Annotated in this window: 20 protein-coding genes; 7 read left to right on the top strand and 13 right to left on the bottom strand. The window is 68.0% G+C overall.

Features of this window, described 5'->3' with window-relative positions; genetic code table 11:
* The first annotated feature begins 194 nt into the window (after positions 1 to 194).
* From E5S69_RS17260 to ubiA, 3 genes are all read left to right on the top strand, one after another.
* Complete coding sequence (locus E5S69_RS17260; RefSeq protein WP_171515868.1) at positions 195 to 1637, top strand: catalase; 1443 nt, start codon at positions 195 to 197, stop codon at positions 1635 to 1637.
* Positions 1638 to 1782: 145 nt separating this feature from the next.
* Complete coding sequence (locus E5S69_RS17255) at positions 1783 to 2268, top strand: Dps family protein (protein WP_092306463.1); 486 nt, start codon at positions 1783 to 1785, stop codon at positions 2266 to 2268.
* A 141-nt stretch (positions 2269 to 2409) separates the two neighbouring features.
* Complete coding sequence (gene ubiA, locus E5S69_RS17250; RefSeq protein WP_171515867.1) at positions 2410 to 3267, top strand: 4-hydroxybenzoate octaprenyltransferase; 858 nt, start codon at positions 2410 to 2412, stop codon at positions 3265 to 3267.
* 103 nt (positions 3268 to 3370) lie between these two features.
* Here ubiA and proC read toward each other — a convergent pair whose 3' ends face one another.
* On the bottom strand, positions 3371 to 4207 hold the full coding sequence (gene proC / locus E5S69_RS17245) for a pyrroline-5-carboxylate reductase (protein WP_171515866.1): 837 nt from the start codon (positions 4205 to 4207) through the stop codon (positions 3371 to 3373).
* A gap of 44 nt (positions 4208 to 4251) precedes the next feature.
* Positions 4252 to 4941 (bottom strand): YggS family pyridoxal phosphate-dependent enzyme, encoded by a 690-nt coding sequence (locus tag E5S69_RS17240; protein ID WP_171515865.1) that lies wholly within the window; start codon positions 4939 to 4941, stop codon positions 4252 to 4254.
* A gap of 65 nt (positions 4942 to 5006) precedes the next feature.
* Between E5S69_RS17240 and E5S69_RS17235 the strand changes: the two genes are divergently transcribed.
* Genes E5S69_RS17235 through E5S69_RS17225 form a run of 3 tightly spaced genes read left to right on the top strand, consistent with a single transcriptional unit; the run spans position 5007 to position 7775 of the window.
* Positions 5007 to 6050: a type IV pilus twitching motility protein PilT gene (locus E5S69_RS17235; RefSeq protein WP_025583874.1), complete on the top strand. Its 1044-nt coding sequence runs from the start codon at positions 5007 to 5009 to the stop codon at positions 6048 to 6050.
* Positions 6051 to 6086: 36 nt separating this feature from the next.
* Positions 6087 to 7226, top strand: coding sequence for a PilT/PilU family type 4a pilus ATPase (locus E5S69_RS17230; protein WP_171515864.1), 1140 nt, complete (start codon positions 6087 to 6089; stop codon positions 7224 to 7226).
* 54 nt (positions 7227 to 7280) lie between these two features.
* Positions 7281 to 7775: a glutathione peroxidase gene (locus E5S69_RS17225; protein WP_171515863.1), complete on the top strand. Its 495-nt coding sequence runs from the start codon at positions 7281 to 7283 to the stop codon at positions 7773 to 7775.
* Between the two features lie 3 nt (positions 7776 to 7778).
* Here the strand turns inward: E5S69_RS17225 and E5S69_RS17220 are convergent, their stop codons facing one another.
* The 11 genes from E5S69_RS17220 to E5S69_RS17170 form a co-directional block, all read right to left on the bottom strand.
* Positions 7779 to 8468: a helix-turn-helix transcriptional regulator gene (locus tag E5S69_RS17220; RefSeq protein ID WP_171515862.1), complete on the bottom strand. Its 690-nt coding sequence runs from the start codon at positions 8466 to 8468 to the stop codon at positions 7779 to 7781.
* Positions 8469 to 8490: 22 nt separating this feature from the next.
* Entirely contained in the window at positions 8491 to 8862 is a 372-nt protein-coding gene (locus E5S69_RS17215; RefSeq protein ID WP_216621362.1) for a VOC family protein, read from the bottom strand.
* Between the two features lie 85 nt (positions 8863 to 8947).
* The gene (locus E5S69_RS17210; RefSeq protein ID WP_171515860.1) at positions 8948 to 9673 is read right to left on the bottom strand and encodes an LrgB family protein; all 726 of its coding nucleotides are present in this window, start codon (positions 9671 to 9673) and stop codon (positions 8948 to 8950) included.
* Positions 9670 to 10056: a CidA/LrgA family protein gene (locus tag E5S69_RS17205; RefSeq protein ID WP_171515859.1), complete on the bottom strand. Its 387-nt coding sequence runs from the start codon at positions 10054 to 10056 to the stop codon at positions 9670 to 9672. The genes E5S69_RS17210 and E5S69_RS17205 overlap by 4 nt, the downstream gene beginning before the upstream one ends.
* Positions 10057 to 10155: 99 nt before the next feature.
* On the bottom strand, positions 10156 to 11409 hold the full coding sequence (gene glcF, locus E5S69_RS17200) for a glycolate oxidase subunit GlcF (protein ID WP_171515858.1): 1254 nt from the start codon (positions 11407 to 11409) through the stop codon (positions 10156 to 10158).
* Between the two features lie 40 nt (positions 11410 to 11449).
* A complete protein-coding gene (glcE, locus tag E5S69_RS17195) occupies positions 11450 to 12553 on the bottom strand; it encodes a glycolate oxidase subunit GlcE (protein ID WP_171515857.1) in 1104 nt (367 codons plus the stop codon).
* 36 nt (positions 12554 to 12589) lie between these two features.
* Entirely contained in the window at positions 12590 to 13519 is a 930-nt protein-coding gene (locus E5S69_RS17190) for an ion transporter (RefSeq protein WP_171515856.1), read from the bottom strand.
* A 20-nt stretch (positions 13520 to 13539) separates the two neighbouring features.
* Positions 13540 to 15054 (bottom strand): FAD-linked oxidase C-terminal domain-containing protein, encoded by a 1515-nt coding sequence (locus E5S69_RS17185; RefSeq protein WP_171515855.1) that lies wholly within the window; start codon positions 15052 to 15054, stop codon positions 13540 to 13542.
* A gap of 231 nt (positions 15055 to 15285) precedes the next feature.
* A complete protein-coding gene (locus E5S69_RS17180) occupies positions 15286 to 15834 on the bottom strand; it encodes a GNAT family N-acetyltransferase (RefSeq protein WP_171515854.1) in 549 nt (182 codons plus the stop codon).
* 12 nt (positions 15835 to 15846) lie between these two features.
* A complete protein-coding gene (locus E5S69_RS17175) occupies positions 15847 to 16737 on the bottom strand; it encodes a LysR substrate-binding domain-containing protein (protein ID WP_171515853.1) in 891 nt (296 codons plus the stop codon).
* A 22-nt stretch (positions 16738 to 16759) separates the two neighbouring features.
* Complete coding sequence (locus E5S69_RS17170; protein ID WP_171515852.1) at positions 16760 to 18190, bottom strand: FAD-binding oxidoreductase; 1431 nt, start codon at positions 18188 to 18190, stop codon at positions 16760 to 16762.
* Positions 18191 to 18487: 297 nt separating this feature from the next.
* Here E5S69_RS17170 and E5S69_RS17165 point away from each other — a divergent pair, with 297 nt between their 5' ends.
* Complete coding sequence (locus tag E5S69_RS17165) at positions 18488 to 19042, top strand: cob(I)yrinic acid a,c-diamide adenosyltransferase (RefSeq protein ID WP_171515851.1); 555 nt, start codon at positions 18488 to 18490, stop codon at positions 19040 to 19042.
* Positions 19043 to 19243 lie beyond the last annotated feature (201 nt).

Below are 19243 nucleotides of genomic sequence, written 5' to 3'. Positions count from 1 at the left end.
CTCCTGTCGATGCGGATGGCGTCGACGCAAGACAGGAAACGAGGATGAGCCCCAGCGCCCAGTCACTGACAACGACACCGATCAAGCCCCCGATTCCCCTCCGCATGGGGCGCTGCCTGCTCGATTGCCTTGCCTGCTATGCCGCCGCGCTCTGACGCGGCATCCCCTTGCAGCCCACCCACAAAGAGGAAAAGATGAGCAAGAAGGACACCCTTACCACTGCCGCCGGCGCACCGGTCGCCGATAACCAGAACTCGCAAACCGCCGGCCCGCGCGGCCCGATGTTGCTGCAGGACGTCTGGTTCCTCGAAAAGCTGGCCCACTTCGACCGCGAAGTCATTCCGGAGCGGCGCGTGCACGCCAAGGGCTCCGGCGCCTACGGCACGCTGCGCATCACCCACGACATCACGCAGTACACCAAGGCCTCGGTGTTCGCCGAGGTCGGCAAGGAAACGCCGCTGTTCATCCGCTTCTCCACCGTGGCCGGCGAGCGCGGCGCGGCCGACGCCGAGCGCGACGTGCGCGGCTTCTCGATCAAGTTCTATACCGATGAAGGCAACTGGGACCTGGTCGGCAACAACACGCCGGTGTTCTTCGTGCGCGACCCGCTCAAGTTCCCGGACTTCATCCATACGCAGAAGCGCAACCCGCGCACCAACCTGCGCGACCCGATCGCGGTGTGGGACTTCTGGTCGCGCCACCCGGAATCGCTGCACCAGGTCACCATCCTGATGAGCGATCGCGGCCTGCCGCAGAACTATCGGCAAATGCATGGCTTCGGCTCACACACCTACTCGTTCATCAACGCCAATAACGAGCGCTTCTACGTCAAGTTCCACTTCAAGTCGCAGCAGGGCGTGGAAAACTGGACCAACGAGGAAGCGGCCCGAGTGGTCGCCAACGACCGCGAGAGCGCCCAGCGCGACCTGTTCGACCATATCGAGCGCGGCAATTTCCCGCGCTGGAACCTGCGCGTGCAGGTGATGCCGGAAGCCGAGGCGGCGAAGTACCACATCAATCCGTTCGACCTGACCAAGGTCTGGCCGCACAAGGACTACCCGCTGATCGACGTGGGCGTGGTCGAGCTCAACCGCAACCCGGACAACTACTTTGCCGAGGTCGAGCAGGTGGCGATGAACCCGGCCAATATCGTTCCCGGCATCGGCTTCTCGCCCGACAAAATGCTGCAGGGGCGGCTGTTCTCGTATGGCGACACGCAGCGCTACCGCCTGGGCATCAACCACGGCCAGATCCCGGTCAATGCGCCGAAATGCCCGTTCCACAACAGCTTCCACCGCGACGGCGCGATGCGCGTGGACGGCAACCAGGGTGGCAAGCTCAATTACGAGCCCAACCGCGAAAGCGCCTATGCCGCCAGCGAGCGCGCGATGGAGCCGCCGCTGGCGCTGGACGGCGCCGCCGACCGCTGGGATCACCGCGTCGACTCGGACTACTACAGCCAGCCCGGCGCGCTGTTCCGCCTGTTCGACGAAGGCCAGCGCCAGCGTCTGTTCGCCAATATCGCCGCGGCGATGCAGGGCGTGCCCGAGCCGATCGTGCGGGTCCAGCTGGAGCACTTCACGCGGGCCGATCCGGCCTACGGCGAGGGCGTGAAGCGGGCACTGAACCTGCAATAAGCGCCGGCCCGGCAACGGTCAGTGGTGCGGCGTTTGGCCGGGACCGTTGCCCAGTGCAATAATGCGGAGTACCGCGCCGCCCGGCCCCGAATCGGCAAGCCCGGCGGCGCTCCTCGTGGCTATACCAGAACGGAGCGTATCTACCATGGCAAAGAAGAACGAGATGAGCGTGAATATCGGTATTTCCGACAAGGACCGCAAGAAGATCGCGGAAGGCCTGTCCAAGCTGCTGGCGGACACCTACACCCTCTACCTCAAGACCCACAACTTCCACTGGAACGTGACGGGTCCCATGTTCAATACGCTGCATCTGATGTTCGAGACCCAGTACAACGAACTGGCGCTGGCCGTGGACTCGATTGCCGAGCGTATCCGCGCGCTGGGCTACCCGGCACCGGGCACCTACAAGGAATACGCGCGCCTGTCGTCGATCGCCGAGGAAGAGGGCGTGCCCGAGGCCACCGACATGATCCGCAAGCTGGTCGAAGGCCAGGAAGCCGTGGTGCGCACCGCGCGTTCGATCTTCCCGGTGATCGACGCCGCCGGCGACGAGCCCTCGGCCGACCTGCTCACCCAGCGCATGCAGACGCATGAAAAGACCGCGTGGATGCTGCGCTCGATGCTGGCCTGAGGCCTGCTCGCTCTCCTGGCTGCCTCGCCTGCGGCAGCCGGCACTGCGCGTCGCAACCGTCCGGGCTGCGGCGCGTTTTCATTGAATCGTCCTTCCCGGATCCGCGCCGTGCAGACTCACTCGCCGTTGCCCCACACCCCCATGCTTGAACGCCTTGCCCTTTACGCGCGCCTGGTGCGCATCGACAAGCCCATCGGCACGCTGCTGCTGCTGTGGCCGACGCTGTGGGCCATGTGGATGGCCGCGGACGGGCCGCCGGCGTGGGCATTGTTCTGGATCTTCGTGGCCGGCACCTTCCTGATGCGCTCGTCAGGCTGCGCCATCAACGACTGGGCCGACCGCGACTTCGACAAGCACGTCAAGCGCACCAGGGAGCGGCCGCTGACCGCAGGCAAGATCGCCGCGTGGGAAGCACTGGCGGTGGCCGCCGTGCTGGCGCTGATCGCTTTCGCGCTGGTGCTGCCGCTGAATGCGCTGACCAAGTGGCTGGCGGTGGTGGCGGCGGTGGTGGCGGGCACGTACCCGTTCTTCAAGCGCTTCTTTGCGATCCCGCAGGCGTATCTTGGCATCGCCTTCGGCTTCGGCATCCCGATGGCGTTTGCCGCGATCCAGGACCAGGTGCCCCTGGTGGCGTGGCTGATGCTGCTGGCCAATGTGTTCTGGGCGGTGGCTTACGACACCGCCTATGCGATGGTCGATCGCGATGACGACCTGCTGATCGGCATGAAGACCTCGGCGATCACCTTCGGGCGCTTCGACGTGGCGGCGATCATGCTTTGCTATGCGGCGTTCTTTGCGCTGATGGCGTCGGCGGGCGTGCTGCTCGGCCTGGGGTGGCCGTATTGGGTGGGGCTGGTTGCCGCGATCGGCTGCGCCGGCTACCACTACACGCTGATCCGGGATCGCGACCGGATGCGGTGCTTTGCCGCGTTCCGGCATAACAACTGGCTGGGGGCTTGCGTGTTTGCGGGGACGGCGTTGGCGTATGCGGTGCGGTGAGACCTAACGCGGGCTGGGGGTTTGCTCCCTCTCCCGCTCGCGGGAGAGGGGAGCGTCGGCGACAGGCGGCAGCCAAGTCAGCGCGGCCGCGGTCTGGCGTGGCTCAGTCCTTCCCGAACTCCGCCCCCATCTCCTTGCCGCGCGCCGCCGCGGCATGCATCGCGCGCACGAAGGCATTGGCGATGCCGGAGGCCTCCATCGCCGTCAGCGCCGCGTAGGTCGTCCCACCCTTCGACGTCACGCGCTCGCGCAGCGTCGCCACCGGTTCGGGCGACTGTCCCGCCAGCGTGGCCGCGCCGCGGAAGGTTTCCACCGCAAGCTCGCGCCCTTGCTCGGCGCTCAGGCCCAGTTCGGTGGCGGCACGCTGCATCGCCTCGATGAAATAGAACACGTAGGCAGGACCGCTGCCGGAAATCGCGGTGACGGCATCGATCTGGTCATCGCCATCGACCCACACGCATTTGCCGACGGCCTCGGCCACAGCGCTGGCGATCGCCCGGTCTTCGGCTGACAGCCCGGCGGGTGCGGCCAGGCCCGTCATGCCCATGCCCGACAGCGCCGGCGTATTCGGCATCGCGCGCACCACGCGGCTGCGACCGCCGAGCCAGCGTTGCATGTCCTGCAGCCGGATGCCGGCGGCCACGCTGATCACCAGGTTGCCCTTGCCGCTGGCCGGCAGCAGCGGCAGCAGTTGCCCCGCAGCTTCGCGGAATTGCTGCGGCTTGACCGCCAGCACCAGCACATCGCTGGCGCCGAACGCGGCATCCGGCGCGCCGGCGGCATGCACGCCGAGATCGCGCGCCAGGCGTTGCTGCGCTTCCGGGAACGGGTCGACCACGCGGATCGCGCCGGCGGGCACGCCGCGGGCGATCAGGCCGCCGATCAGTGCGGAAGCCATGTTGCCGCCGCCAAGAAAGCCGAAGGTGAGGGTGTCGAGCATGTAGGTCTCTGGGGGTCTGAAGGATTCCGGTGGGGCGGGGCCGGTCAGCCGCGCGCGCCGAAGATGGCGGTGCCGATCCGCACCAGCGTTGCGCCCTCGGCGATGGCGGCATCCATGTCGCCCGACATGCCCATCGAGAGCGTGTCGAGCGCCAGGCCATCGGCGCACAGTGCCTGCAGCATGGCGCGCATGGCGGCGAACGGACGCCGCTGCGCGGCGGGATCGGCGGCGGGTTCGGGGATCGCCATCAGCCCGCGCAGCCGCAGGGCGGGCAGGTTGGCGACGGCATGCGCCAGCGCGGGGACCTCGGCCGGGGCGACGCCGCTCTTGCTGGCTTCGCCGCTGATATTGACCTGGATGCAGACCTGCAGCGGCGCCAGGCCGGCCGGCCGCTGTGCCGACAGCCGCTCGGCGATCCTGAGCCGGTCGATGGCGTGGACCCAGTCGAAATGTTCAGCCACCAGCCGCGTCTTGTTGCTTTGCAGCGGGCCGATGAAATGCCATTGCAGCTGGCTGCGCAGGTCGGCCAGCGCGGCGATCTTGTCGACGCCTTCCTGGGCGTAGTTCTCGCCGAAAGCGAACTGTCCGGCGGCGTATGCGGCCCTTATGCGGTCAGGGGAAACGGTCTTGGAAACGGCCAGCAGGGCAATGTCCGCGGGCTGCCTGCCGGCCTGTTGTGCCGCCGCCGCAATGCCCTGGCGCACGGCTTGCAAGTTGGCGGCAATCACAGACATAATCCGGCGAACATATATAACAGGTACATCAAGTACCGATAACAATCAGGGTGGGGTCATTATAGATGGACATCGCGCAGCTATTGGCTTTCGCCGTCAAGAACAAGGCGTCCGATCTTCATCTGTCCGCGGACATGCCGCCGATGGTGCGGATCCATGGCGACATGCGCCGGATCAACGTCGCCTCGATGACGCACAAGGATGTCCACGCCATGGTGTACGACATCATGAGCGACACCCAGCGCAAGGCCTACGAGGAACGCCTGGAAATCGATTTCTCGTTCGAGATCGCCGGCCTGTCGCGCTTCCGCGTCAATGCCTACAACACCCAGCGCGGCGCCGCAGCGGTGTTCCGGACCATTCCCTCCAAGGTGCTCACGCTGGAAGAGCTGCGTGCGCCCGCGGTGTTTGCCGACCTGTGCATGAAGCCGCGCGGGCTGGTTCTGGTGACGGGCCCGACCGGCTCGGGCAAGTCCACCACGCTGGCGGCGATGGTCGATCATCGCAATGAAAACGACATGGGCCACATCCTCACGGTGGAGGACCCGATCGAATTCGTGCACAGCTCCAAGAAGAGCCTGATCAACCAGCGCGAACTGGGGCCGCATACGCATTCGTTTGCCAACGCGCTGCGCTCGGCGCTGCGCGAAGACCCCGACGTCATTCTTGTGGGCGAACTGCGCGACCTCGAAACCATCCGCCTGGCACTGACCGCGGCCGAAACCGGCCACCTGGTCTTCGGCACGCTGCACACCAGCTCCGCGGCCAAGACCATCGACCGCGTGGTCGACGTGTTCCCGCCCGAAGAGAAGGACATGGTGCGCACCATGCTGTCGGAATCGCTGGAGGCGGTGATCTCGCAGACGCTGCTGAAGACGCGCGACGGCAACGGCCGCACCGCCGCGCACGAGATCATGATCGCCACCCCCGCGATCCGCCACCTGATCCGCGAGAACAAGATCGCGCAGATGTACTCGATGATGCAGACCAGCAGCGGCCTGGGCATGCAGACGCTGGACCAGTGCCTGTCGGACCTGATCAAGCGCAGCGTCATCAGCTACAACGACGCCCGCGCCATAGCCAAGAATCCGGACGCGTTCATGGGCTGAGGCCCGTGTTCGCCCTTCCTCCAGCAGGACACCGCCATGCTCGACCGCGAATCCGCCGCCAAGTACATCAACGACCTGCTCGAGCTGATGGTCAGCAACCGCGGCTCGGACCTGTTCATCACTTCGGACTTTCCGCCGGCAATCAAGGTCGATGGCAAGCTCACGCCGGTGTCGCAGCAGCCGCTCAACCCGACTCAGGCGCTGGGCCTGGTGCGTTCGGTGATGAACGAACGGCAGGTGCAGGACTTCGACACCACCCGCGAATGCAATTTCGCGATCACCGCGCCCAAGGCCGGGCGTTTCCGCGTGTCGGCGTTCATCCAGCAGGGCAAGGCCGGCATGGTGGTGCGCACCATCAATACGCGCATCCCGTCGGTAGCCGACCTGGACCTGCCGCAGACGCTGCATGACGTGGTGATGGCCAAGCGCGGGCTGGTGATCGTGACCGGGGCCACCGGCTCAGGCAAGTCGACCACGCTGGCGGCGATGCTGGACCACCGCAACGCGCATTCGTACGGCCATATCATCACCATCGAGGATCCGATCGAATACGTGCATGCGCACCAGAACTGCATCGTCACGCAGCGCGAGGTGGGCATCGATACCGAGTCCTGGCACGTGGCGCTGAAGAACACGCTGCGCCAGGCGCCCGACGTGATCCTGATCGGCGAGATCCGCGACCGCGAGACCATGGAGTACGCGATGCAGTACGCCGAGACCGGCCACCTGTGCCTGGCCACGCTGCACGCCAACAATGCCAACCAGGCGATCGACCGCGTGGTCAACTTCTTCCCCGAGGAAAAGCGCCAGCAGCTGCTGATCGACCTGTCGCTGAACCTCAAGGCGATGATCTCGCAGCGCCTGTTGCCACGCGCCGGCCGCAAGGGCCGGGTGCCGGCGGTGGAAATCATGATCGGCACGCCGCTGGTGGCCGACCTGATCTTCAAGGGCGAGATCCACGAGCTCAAGGAAGTCATCAAGAAGTCGCGCGAGCAGGGCATGATCTCGTTCGACCAGGCGCTGTTCGACTTGTACGAGGAAGGCAAGATCACCTACGAGGACGCGCTGCGCAATGCCGACTCGCTCAACGACCTGCGCCTGATGATCAAGCTGCACAGCACGCACGCCAAGGACTCGGACCTCGGTGCCGGCACCGAGCATCTCAACGTCATCTGAGGGCTGCGCGGCGATGCGCATGGCGGTATGCTTGGTTACCTACAGGAGTCTGCCATGAGCAATGTCTACCAGTTCGAAGCCAACTCGCTCGCCGGCCAGCCGGTGCCGCTGTCGCAATTCCAGGGCAAGGTGATGCTGGTCGTCAATACCGCCAGCGAATGCGGCTTTACGCCGCAGTACGAAGGCCTGCAGAAGCTCTATGACGAATACCACGGGCGCGGCCTGGAGGTGCTGGGCTTCCCGTGCAACCAGTTCGGCAAGCAGGAGCCGGGCGACGCGCAGCAGATCGGGCAGTTCTGCGAAACACGCTTCGCGGTGCGCTTCCCGATGTTCGCCAAGATCGACGTAAACGGGCCCGCCGCCCATCCGCTGTACCAGTGGCTGACCACCGAAAAGCGTGGCGTGCTCGGTACCCAGGGCATCAAGTGGAACTTCACCAAGTTCTTGCTGCGCCGCGACGGCACGGTGTTCAAGCGCTATGCGCCAACCACCAAGCCGGAAGAGCTGCGCGCCGATATTGAAAAGCTGTTGTCCGACCCTGCCGCCTGAGCCTCAGGTGCCGCTGGCGCGCACCGCGCGCAGGAAACCGTTGAGCGAGCGGTCCGGGGTCTCGTGGAAATGGTCGTCCAGCATGCGGATGGCGCGGCAGCGGTCCAGCCGGAAGCTGCGGTAGTCCTCGCGCGTGGTGCACCACGTGGCCAGCAGCCAGGCATTGCCCCAGAAGAACAGCCCCAGCGGCATCACCACGCGTTCGGTGACGCGCTGCTGCACGTCGCAGTAGTCGAGCAGCAACAGCTTGTGCGCACCCAGCGCGCCGTGCACCACATCGAAGGCCTCGCGCACCTGCGCCTGGTTGACGTACTCGGGCGCAAACACGCGGCTTTGCTGCGCCGCCAGCCGGCGCGGCGGCGGCAGTGCGGCCATCAGCTTTTCCAGCGCCGGATCGGCCGCGGCCGCCAGCGCGCCGCCACCCCAGGCCTTCAGCAGCCGCAGGCCGGCGACCAGCGCTTCGACTTCCATGGCGGTGAACATCAGCGGCGGCACATCGAAGTCGGCGCGCAGCCGGTAGCCGATGCCGGCTTCGCCCTCGACCGGCACGCCCGACAGGGACAGCGCCTGGATATCACGGTAGACGGTGCGTTCCGACACCCCGAGCCGCTGCGCCAGCAGCGCCGCCGTGGTCAGGCGGCGGCCGCGCAGCACCTGCACGATCTGGAACAGGCGGTCGGCGCGGCGGCTCATCGATCAGCGTGGGGCATGGCGGTCATCCGGCCACCGGTTCGTGCAAGCCGATGCGGTTGCCTTCGCTGTCGGTGATATGCGCGATGCGGCCGATCTCGCCCGGCAGGCGCAGCGGCCCGAACACGGTCTTGCCGCCGGCGCGCGCGGCGCGCTCCAGCAGCGCGTCCAGTTCCGGCGCGTGCAGGTACGGCACGGTGCCGTAGTAGTTGCTGGGGCGGTAACCTTCGCCGGCCACCAGCGCGCCGCCGGGATCGGGGTGCGGGAACACGGCCATGTCGACCTGGCTCATGGTCTCGCGGCGCAGCTTGAGCGCGAACACCTGCTCGTAGAAGCCGACTGCGCGGGACATGTCGACGACGGGGATTTCCAGCCAGTTGATCAGGCGATGGCTCATGATGGGCTCCTGGGTTCCATAGGTAGGGGAGGGAAGAGCCCGCATCATGCGCGGGGGCTGCTGACAGCGTGCTGTCAGGAGGATGTCAGTGCGGCATCCACGCCGCCATCACCGGCACCAGGATGGCGGTCAGCACGCCGTTCAGGCCCATGCCCAGCGCGGCGAAGGCGCCGGCCTCCTGGTTGACCTGGAACGCGCGCGCGGTGCCGATGCCATGCGCCGCCACGCCGGTGGCGAAGCCGCGCACGCTGTAGTCGCGGATGCGCAGCAGGTTCAGCACGCTGGTGGCGCTGATCGCGCCGATGATGCCGGTGGCCATCACCAGCACCGCCGTCAGCGACGGCAGCCCGCCGATCTTCTCGGCCACGCCCATGGCGATCGGGATCGTCACCGACTTGGGCGCGAGCGAGCGCACCGTTTCCGGCGAGGCACCGAGCAGCCAGGCAATGCCTACCGCCGACACCACCGCCACCACCGAGCCGGCCACCAGCCCTGCCAGCAGCGGGAACACATGGGTGCGCAGCTTGGGCAACTGCAGGTACAGCGGCACCGCCAGCGCCACCGTCGCGGGCCCCAGCAGGAAGTGCACGAACTGCGCGCCGTCGAAGTAGGTCTTGTAGGGCGTGCCGGTGACCGTCAGCACCGTGACCAGCAGCGCCACCGCGATCATCACCGGGTTGGCCAGCGGCGAGAAGCGCGATTTCTCATAGATGCGGAAGGCAAAGACATAGGCGAGCAGCGTCGCGGTCAGCCCCACCAGCGGGCTGGCGGCAAGGTAGACCCAGATCTCGTTCAGGCGGGGTGTCATCATGCCTGCTCCCCTTTGGCGTCGGTGCGCGGCACGTCGGGCGTATCGGTGCGCTTGCGCATCAGCATGCGCGTGACCACGGCGGCGGTGGCGATGGCCAGCCACGTGGACACCACCAGCGCGACCAGGATCGGCAGCCACTCGCCCTCGATGCGGTTGGCGTGGACCATGATGCCGACGCCGGCCGGCACGAACAGCAGCGACAGGTGCTTGAGCAGTTCGCTGGTGGTGCCCTGGATGATGGGCAGCAGGCGGTCGTCGAACACGAGCCAGCCGAACAGCAGGATCATGCCCAGCACGGGGCCCGGCACGGGCAGGGTCAGCGCGTAGCTGATCACCTCGCCGACGGACTGGAAAACCAACAGGATGGCAAAGGTCTGGAGCATTGGGGCGGTCGCTGGTTATGCATTGCTTCCCTCTCCCGCAAGCGGGAGAGGGGCGACAACCACGCGGCCGTGATCCGGCCCCTTGTGCCGGCCAGCCGGTCAGCCGAGCATCCGGTCGACCAGCTCGATCCAGTGCATGACCGGCGTATCGGTGCCGCCCTGCAGGTGCGAGATGCAGCCGATATTGGCCGAGACGATGGCTTCGGGCTGGGTCGCCTGCAGTTTGGCGAGCTTGTCGTCGCGCAGGCGCTGGGACAGTTCCGGCTGCAACACCGAATATGTGCCCGCCGAGCCGCAGCACAGGTGGCTGTCAGCGCAGAGTTTGACTTCCACGCCGAGGCCGGTCAAGAGCGCTTCGACTTTGCCGCGGATCTGCTGGCCGTGCTGCAGCGTGCACGGCGGGTGGTAGGCCACGCGCCGGCCGTCGCGTGGCACCGCGCCGGCGGCGGCGTGCAGGTCGTCGGCAAAGTCGGGCAGGACCTCGGACAGGTCGCGCGTCAGCGCCGAGATGCGCCGTGCGCGCTCGGCATAGCCAGGGTCGTTGCGCAGCAAATGGCCGTAATCCTTGACCATCGCGCCGCAGCCCGAGGCGGTCATCACGATGGCCTCGGCGCCCGCTTCGACATGCGGCCACCAGGCGTCGATATTGCGGCGCATATTGTCGAGGCCGCCATCGTGGTCGCCGGTGTGGAAGCGGATTGCGCCACAGCATCCGGCTTCGCGCGCCACCACCAGTTGTACGCCGACACGGTCGAACACGCGCGCGGTGGCGGCATTGATGTTGGGCGACATCGCCGGCTGCACGCAACCGTCGAGCAACAGCATCTTGCGCGCATGCGTGTTGCGTGGCCAGGCGCCGGGCGCGGCACTGGCGGACAGCGGCGGCACCTTGGCGCGCAGCGTGCCGGGCAGCAGCGGGCGCACCATCTGGCCCAGGCGCAGCGCCGTGCCGAACAGCGCCGGCCGCGTCAGCCCCTCGCGCAGCACCCAGCGCGTGATGCGCTGGCTGGCGGGGCGCCGCACGCCCTCGGCTTCCAGCTGGTCGTCGACCAGCTTGCGGCCGATGTCGACCAGGCGTCCGTAGCGCACCCCGGAGGGGCAGGTCGACTCGCAATTGCGGCAGGTCAGGCAGCGGTCCAGGTGCAAGCGCGTGCTTTCGGTGATGGCGTGGCCTTCGAGCACCTGCTTCATCAGGTAGATGCGCCCGCGCGGGCCGTCCAGTTCATCGCCGAGCAACTGGTAAGTGGGGCACGTGGCGGTGCAGAAGCCGCAATGCACGCACTTGCCGACGATGGATTTGGCTTCCTCGCCTTCGGGCGTGTCGCGGAGAAAATCGGCCAGGGTCGTTTGCATGGTGTGGGGAAGTTGGGCCTGGTTTTCTGGACCTGCGGGCTCAGAGCCCGGGGTACATGCGCTGCGGGTTGAAGATGCCGGCCGGGTCGAAGGTTTCTTTCAGGCGGCGGTGGATCGCCGCCAGCGGCGACGCCAGCGGCGTGAATACGCCCATCGACTTGTCGCCGTTGCGAAACAGCGTGGCATGGCCGCCGGCGGCCTGGGCCACCGCGCGCACGCTGTCGGCGTCGGCCCGGGCAGAGTCTTCTTCAGGCAGCCACCAGCGCTGGCCGCCGCCCCATTCGACCAGCTGTTCGCCCGGCAGCGCCAGCGGCGCGGCCACGGGCGGCACCGCCAGGCGCCACAGCGCGCGGCCGGCTTGTGCCGGCGCGAAGAACCGGTGGGTCTGCTCGCGCAGCGCTTGCCACAGCGTGGCAGCTGCTGCCGGGTCCAGGTGTTCGCCGCCCAGCCTCGCGCAGGCCGCGCGCACCGCGGCACTGGCGCCGGACAGGCGCACATGCAGCACTCCCGCATGCCACGCCGAAGACGCCAGCGGCAGCGGCTGGCCGCCCCACTGGTTCAGTTGCCGGATGGCTTCGGCCTGCGCCATCTCGAAGCGCAGCGTGGCCTCGTCGAACGGTGCCGGCAGCACCTTGACCGACACTTGCAGGATCAGCCCCAGCGTGCCGAGCGATCCCGCCAGCAGCCGCGACACGTCATAGCCCGCCACGTTCTTCATCACCTGGCCGCCGAAGTCCATCACCTCGCCGCGGCCATCCATCAGTTGCGCGCCCAGCACGAAGTCGCGCAACGCGCCTACCGATTGCCGGCGCGGGCCGGACAGCCCGGCGGCCACGGCGCCGCCCAGCGTCGCGCTGGCGGGCTGGCCGGGCAGCGCGAAATGGGGCGGCTCGAATGCCAGGATCTGGCGCTTTTCCGCCAGCGCGGCTTCGATCTCGGCCAGCGGCGTGCCGCAGCGCGCGGTGATCACGAGTTCGGCCGGGTCGTAGTCGACGATGCCGGTGTAGGCGCGCGTGTCCAGCAGCTGGCCTTGCGGCGGCTGGCCGTAAAAGTCCTTGCTGCCGCCGCCGCGCAGCCGCAGTGGGGTGCGGTATTCGGTGGCTTGCCGGACGGCGTCGCGGAAGGCGTCGAGGGTGGCTTGCATAGTCGGGCGAAATGGGAAGGAGGGTTCTGGCGAGGCTCAGGGGCCGGTCGGGCCATCGCGGCCGCCCGGGACTTCAGGCCGGTCGTTCTGATAGTCCGGCAGCCGGCTGCCGCAGTGCTTGCAATACTGCGCGTCGGGCTCGTGCCCTTCGGTCAGGCAATGGGTGCAGCTGCGCGTCGTCAGGGGCCGCTTCATGATGCTGGCGGCCAGCTCGGCACCCACGATGCCGGTGGGAAAGGCGATGATGCCGTAGCCCAGCAGGATCGTCAGCGAGGTGATGAACTGCCCCAGCGCCGTCTTGGGCACCATGTCGCCGAAGCCCGTGGTGGTCAGCGTCACCACCGCCCAGTACATGCTGACCGGGATGCTGTGAAAGCCGTGTTCGGGGCCTTCGACCACGTACATCACGGTGCCGAGGATCACGGTGATGATGAACACCGCGGCCAGGAACACGAAGATCTTGCGCCGGCTGTTGACCAGCGCGCGGTACAGGATCTCGGCTTCCTCGAAGTACACGGTCAGCTTCAGGATCCGGAACACACGCATCAGCCGCAGCAGGCGCACGTCGATCAGGAAATGCAGTTCCGGCACGAAGAACGCCAGCCAGGTCGGCATGATCGAGATGAAGTCGATGATGCCGTAGAAGCTCAGCGCATAGCGCCACGGTCGCCGCACCACCAGCATGCGCATGGCGTACTCCGCCGTGAACAGCAGCGTGAACATCCATTCCAGCGCCGTGAAGGCCCCGCCCAGCCGCTGGCTCATCGCCGGCAGGCTGTCGAGCATCACGATCATCACGCTGGCAACGATGGCGATCAGCAGCGCGACATCGAAGCTGCGCCCCTCGCGGGTGTCGGCCTCGAAGATGATGGTGTACCAGCGCTGGCGCCAGCCGGCCTCGGGCTGGCCCAGGCGCTGGCGCACGACCGCTTCCTGGTGCTGGCGCCGGCGGGGATTCTCGGGCATGGCGGGTTCGGGGATGGGGCTTAGAAGCGCGGCAATTCGGGATGCGGCAGCAGGCCTTTCTTCACGTGCAGCTTGCCGTACTCCGCGCAGCGCGCCAGCGTGGGAATGGCCTTGTCGGGGTTGAGCAGCCGCGCCGGGTCGAAGGCGGCCTTGACGCCGAAGAAGGCGTCGCGCTCCGCAGTCGAGAACTGCACGCACATGGAGTTGAGCTTCTCCACTCCCACGCCGTGCTCGCCGGTAACGGTGCCGCCCAGCTCGACGCAGGTTTCCAGGATGTCGGCGCCAAACAGCTCGGCGCGGTGCCACTGGTCCTCGTCGCCGCCGTCAAACAGCACCAGCGGATGCATGTTGCCGTCGCCGGCATGGAATACGTTGATGCAGCGCAGGCCGTACTTGCCTTCCATGGCCTCGATGCGCTTGAGCAGCGTGCCGATATGCTTGCGCGGGATGGTGCCGTCCATGCAGTAATAGTCCGGCGAAATCCGCCCCGCCGCCGGGAACGCGTTCTTGCGTCCGCTCCAGAAGCGCAGGCGCTCGGCTTCGTTCTGCGAGACCACGATGCGGGTGCAGCCCGATGCCTTCAGCACCGCGCTCATGCGTTCGATTTCCTCGGCCACTTCCTCGGGCGTGCCGTCGGACTCGCACAGCAGGATGGCGGCGGCATCGAGGTCATAGCCCGCGTGCACGAACTGCTCGACCGCGGCGGTGGCAGGCTTGTCCATCATCTCGAGCCCGGCCGGGATGATGCCCGCGGCGATCACATCGGCAACCGCGTTGCCGCCTTTCTCGACATCGTCGAAGCAGGCCATGATCACCTGCGCCAGCTGCGGCTTGGGGATCAGGCGCACGGTGACCTCGGTGACCACCGCCAGCATGCCCTCGGAGCCGATCAGCACCGCCAGCAGGTCCAGCCCGGGCGCGTCGGGAGCTTCGGAGCCGAACACCACCACTTCGCCCGCCATCGTCACCGCGCGCACGCGCAGCACGTTGTGCACGGTCAGGCCGTACTTCAGGCAGTGCACGCCGCCGGAGTTCTCGCTGACGTTGCCACCGATGGTGCAGGCGATCTGCGACGACGGGTCGGGCGCGTAGTACAGGTTGTGGGGCGCTGCGGCATCCGAGATGGCCAGGTTGCGCACGCCCGGCTGGACCACCGCGGTGCGCGAATAAGGATCGACCGACAGGATCCGCTTGAACTTGGCCAGCGACAGCACCAGGCCCTCGGCAATCGGCATGGCGCCGCCCGACAGGCTGGTGCCGGCGCCGCGCGGCACCACCGGCACGCCCAACTGGTGGCACAGCCGCAGGATGGCGCAGACCTGCTCCTCGGTGTCGGGCAGCGCTACCGCCATCGGCACCTGGCGGTACGCGGCCAGGCCGTCGCATTCATAGGGGACGGTGTCTTCCGGCTTCCACAGCACCGCGGCGTCGGGCAGGATCTGCGCCAGCCCGGCCAGCAGCGCGCCGCGGCGGCTGTCAGCCGCGGCCTGGGCGTTGCCGGCGGCGAGGGTTTGGGCTTCGTGCGGGGCATTCATGAACGACTCCTGTGGGGTCTCCTGGGCGGCGGCCGTGGCCCGGCCTGCCGGCCGCGGCGGTGCAGGGCCGGCTGCGGAGGACGGCTGACTATAGCGCAGGGCACCGGGCGCGGGCATCACGCCGGACGTGAATTCCGCATGGCACGCCGATCAAAAATGCTCATCATGGCCGGGCGTGCGCTGGCCCCGGTTTCAGCGTAGCACCGGCGGCCCCGGAGGGTGGCGCTGCGTTCAGCGTTCCGGCTGCGCGGCAGGGGCCGGCAGCCGCAGCACCATGTCGAGCTTGTCGTGGAAGTGCGGCGCGACGTACAACGCATCGGGCTCCAGCCCGAAGCGCTCGAACCCGAGCGACTCGTACAAGCGCACCGCGCCCGCGCTGCCGGCATTGACGCACAGCGTGACCTGGCGCACCCCCGGCATGGCGGCGGCCTGCTGCAGCGCGCGCCGCATAAGCGCCCGGCCGAGCTTGTGCTCGCGCCAGCCCGGCGCCACGTACATGCCGAAGATCGAAGCCTTGTGCCAGTGCTTGCGCCGGGGTTCGCGCATGACCCCGACCATGCCCACCAGGCCGCCCGGCGCGTCGCCGCCGGCACCCGGTGCGAAGGCACCGAACATGGCCTTGTCCGCGCTCGGCGCCAGGCGTTGCGCCACGGCCTCCGGCGCCAGCTCCTGCTCTTCCTCAAGGCTGGCGGCAAAGGCTTCGGGCGCCTCCGCCAGTCCTTGCAGGCGCAGCGCGTGGAAGGCTGCGGCATCGGCCGGGGTCAGCAGGCGGATTTCCATGCGGCGGTTCTCCTACCAGTCAAGGCTCAGCAGCCAGTCGACGAAATAACGCGCCTCGGGCTTGAGCGGGGCCTGTTCGCGCTCGACGATGTAGTAGCCATGCGGCGAGACCGATTCCACATCGAGCAGCCGCACCATCTGCCCCAGCGACAGCCAGTGCCGCGCCATGCGCTGGCGCACCAGCGCCACGCCCTGGTTGGAGGCGATGGCTTCCAGCATCAGCCCGATGTCGTTGAACTGCGGGCCGGTCTGCGGCTCGGGCCAGTCCAGTCCGGCGGTCTCGAACCAAGGCTTCCACGGCTCCAGCGGGCTGCGCAGCAGCACCAGCCCGTGCAGGTGCTCGGGCCGCGTGATGGCGCGCCCGTTGACGCGCTCGTAGTATTCGCGACCGCACGCCGGGAACACCGGTTCCACCAGCAGCCGCGTGGTCTTCAGGTCAGGGTAGCGGCCGGTGCCGTAGCGGATCTCGACGTCGGTGTCCTCGGCCTTGACGTCGAGGAACGGGATCGCCAGGTGCAGCTCGAGGTCGATATGCGGATAGAGCGCGCCGAACTCGGGCAGCCGCGGCACCAGGTGCTGGCGCCCGAAGGTGGGCGGGATCGCCACGCGCAGGCGCGTGCGCAGCTTGTTGTACTCCGGACGCGCCAGTTCATTGAGCGACTTGAGCGCGTCCTGCACGTTGCGCAGGTAGCGCGTGCCGGCGGCGGTCAGCCGCAGCGCGGCGTTGGCGCGCACGAACAGGTCTTCGCCCCACAGCTCCTCGAGGTTCTTGATACGGTGCGAGACCGCGCTGGGCGTGACCGACAGCTCCTCGGCCGCGCGCGCGAAGCTGCCCAGGCGCGCGGCGGCCTCGAATGCGATCAGCAAGTGCAGCGGCGGCACGCGGTTGAACATGGAAGCCATCCTTCGTTGCGCGTCGGGGGCGTTACTGCGCGCCGGCGCGCGTGGCGCTGAAGATCTTGCCCGGGTTCAGGATGTGGTTGGGATCGAGCGCGTCCTTGATCGCGCGCATCAGGTCCAGCGCGTCTTCACCGTGCTCTTCCACCAGGAAGCGCTGCTTGTGCAGGCCCACGCCGTGCTCGCCGGTGCAGGTGCCGCCCATCGCCAGCGCGCGTTCGACGATGCGCTGGTTGATGGCCTCGGCCTCGGCCATTTCCTCGGGCTTGTCGGGGTCGACCAGGATCGCCACGTGGAAGTTGCCGTCGCCCACATGGCCGACGATCGGGCAGGGCAGGGCGGACGCGTTCAGGTCCTTCTCGGTCTCGGTGACGCAGTCGGCCAGGCGCGAGATCGGCACGCACACGTCGGTGGTGACCGACTTGCAGCCCGGCTTGAGCTGCAGCATCGCAAAGTACGCGGTATGGCGCGCGTTCCATAGCCGGCTGCGGTCCTCCGGGCGCGTGGCCCATTCGAAGCCCTGCCCGCCGTACTCGGCGGTGATCTGCTGGACGGTCTCGGCCTGCTCGCGCACGCCGGCCTCGGTGCCGTGGAATTCGAAGAACAGGTGCGGGGTTTCCGGCAGGGTCAGGTTGTCGTGGCGGTTGATGGCGCGGATCGCCAGCGCATCGACGAATTCCACGCGCGCCACCGGCACGCCTAGCTGGATGGTCTGGATCACCGCCTGCACGGCGCTGCCCATGCTGGGAAAGGCGCAAACCGCGGCGGAGATTGCCTCCGGCTGCGGGTACAGCCGCACCGTGACCTCGGTGATGATGCCCAGCGTGCCTTCGCTGCCGATGAAGAGCCGGGTCAGGTCATAGCCCGCCGATGACTTGCGCGCCTGCGTGCCGGTGCGGATCACGCGGCCGTCGGCGGTCACCACCGTCAGCGCCAGCACGTTCTCGCGCATGGTGCCGTAGCGCACCGCGTTGGTCCCCGACGCGCGCGTGGCGCACATGCCGCCCAGCGACGCATCGGCGCCCGGGTCGATCGGGAAAAACAGGCCGGTGTCCTTGATCTCCTGGTTCAACTGCTTGCGCGTGACGCCGGGCTGCACGGTCACGGTCAGGTCCTCGGGCTGCACCGCCAGCACCCGGTTCATCTGCGACAGGTCCAGGCTGATGCCGCCGGCCACCGCCAGCAGGTGGCCCTCGAGCGACGAGCCGGCGCCATACGCGATCAGCGGCACGCCATGCTGGTTGCACAGCCGCGCCACCTCGGCCACTTCCTCGGTGCTGTGGGCGAAGACCACGGCATCCGGCAGCGCCGGCGGGAACGGCGATTCGTCGCGGCCGTGGTGCTCGCGCACGCCGGCGGAGGTGGTGAAGCGCTCGCCGAAGCGGGCCGCGAGGGCGTCGCCGAGCGCGGCGGGCAGCGGACGGCGGGCAAGCGAGGTGGACGGCGTGGGGTGGTTCATGCGGGTCTCCGGCGGGTCGGCGCGGCGGGGTGGCCGGCGATGCTGCCGGCGCGGGCGCTCCGGTCGAGGCAACGGAGGCAGGCGGGGGCGCGACCCGGTTGAATGGGCGAATAACGGCATTCTACGCCGCGCGGCGGCTCATGCACCTTCCGGCGGCGTCGGCCCGGCCGATAGCCGCACAAGCCGGCGGCCCGCGCCGGCCGGGATGCGGCAGCGCAGGCGCGCATGGCAAATCGATCGGCTCTGGCGCGATAATGCGCCATTTCCCCACGACAAACCGCTGAAAAGGAGACCGGCATGGGCAACCGCCTGTCGAAAATCGCCACCCGCACCGGCGACGCCGGCACCACCGGCCTGGGCGATGGCAGCCGCACCGGCAAGGACAGCCTGCGCATCGCCACGATCGGCGACGTGGACGAGCTGAACTGCCACGTCGGCGTGCTGCTGACCGAAGACCTGCCCGCCGACGTGCGCGCCGCGTTGCTGCATATCCAGCATGACCTGTTCGACCTCGGCGGCGAGCTCTCCATCCCGGGCTACACCTTGCTCAAGCCCGAGCAGGTAGCGCAGCTCGACACCTGGCTGGCCGACTACAACGCCAACCTGCCACGGCTGGCCGAATTCATCCTGCCTGGCGGCAGCCGCGCCGCGGCGCAGGCCCATGTATGCCGCACCGTGTGCCGGCGCGCCGAGCGCGCGCTGGTGGCGCTGGGCGCGGCGGAGCCGCTCAACGAGGCGCCGCGCCAGTACCTGAACCGGCTCTCGGACCTGATGTTCGTGTTGGCGCGGGTGCTGAACCGGGCCGGCGGCGGCTCGGACGTGCTTTGGCAACGTGATCGCGACGCTTCTTGAAAGTAATTTAGCCGCAACAAAATGCGGCTTGTGAGCGCTGGCGGCTCAAGCTTCGGCGGCGCCCGCCGTTGACCGGGGGCAGAAACCGAGAAAATTACTCGGATTTGCCGGTTCTGCCCTTGAAAAGCCCCCGGACGGCCACATTTCGGCCTCAGGTTGAATTGCAGCGGCGCGGATAGCGCTGGCTCAAGAGGAGAGAAT

This window comes from Cupriavidus necator (assembly GCF_013141915.1).
GTDB classification, from domain to species: Bacteria; Pseudomonadota; Gammaproteobacteria; order Burkholderiales; family Burkholderiaceae; genus Cupriavidus; species Cupriavidus necator_B.
Note: the sequence above shows the minus strand (reverse complement) of the source record. Positions and strands in the feature narration are given on the sequence as shown.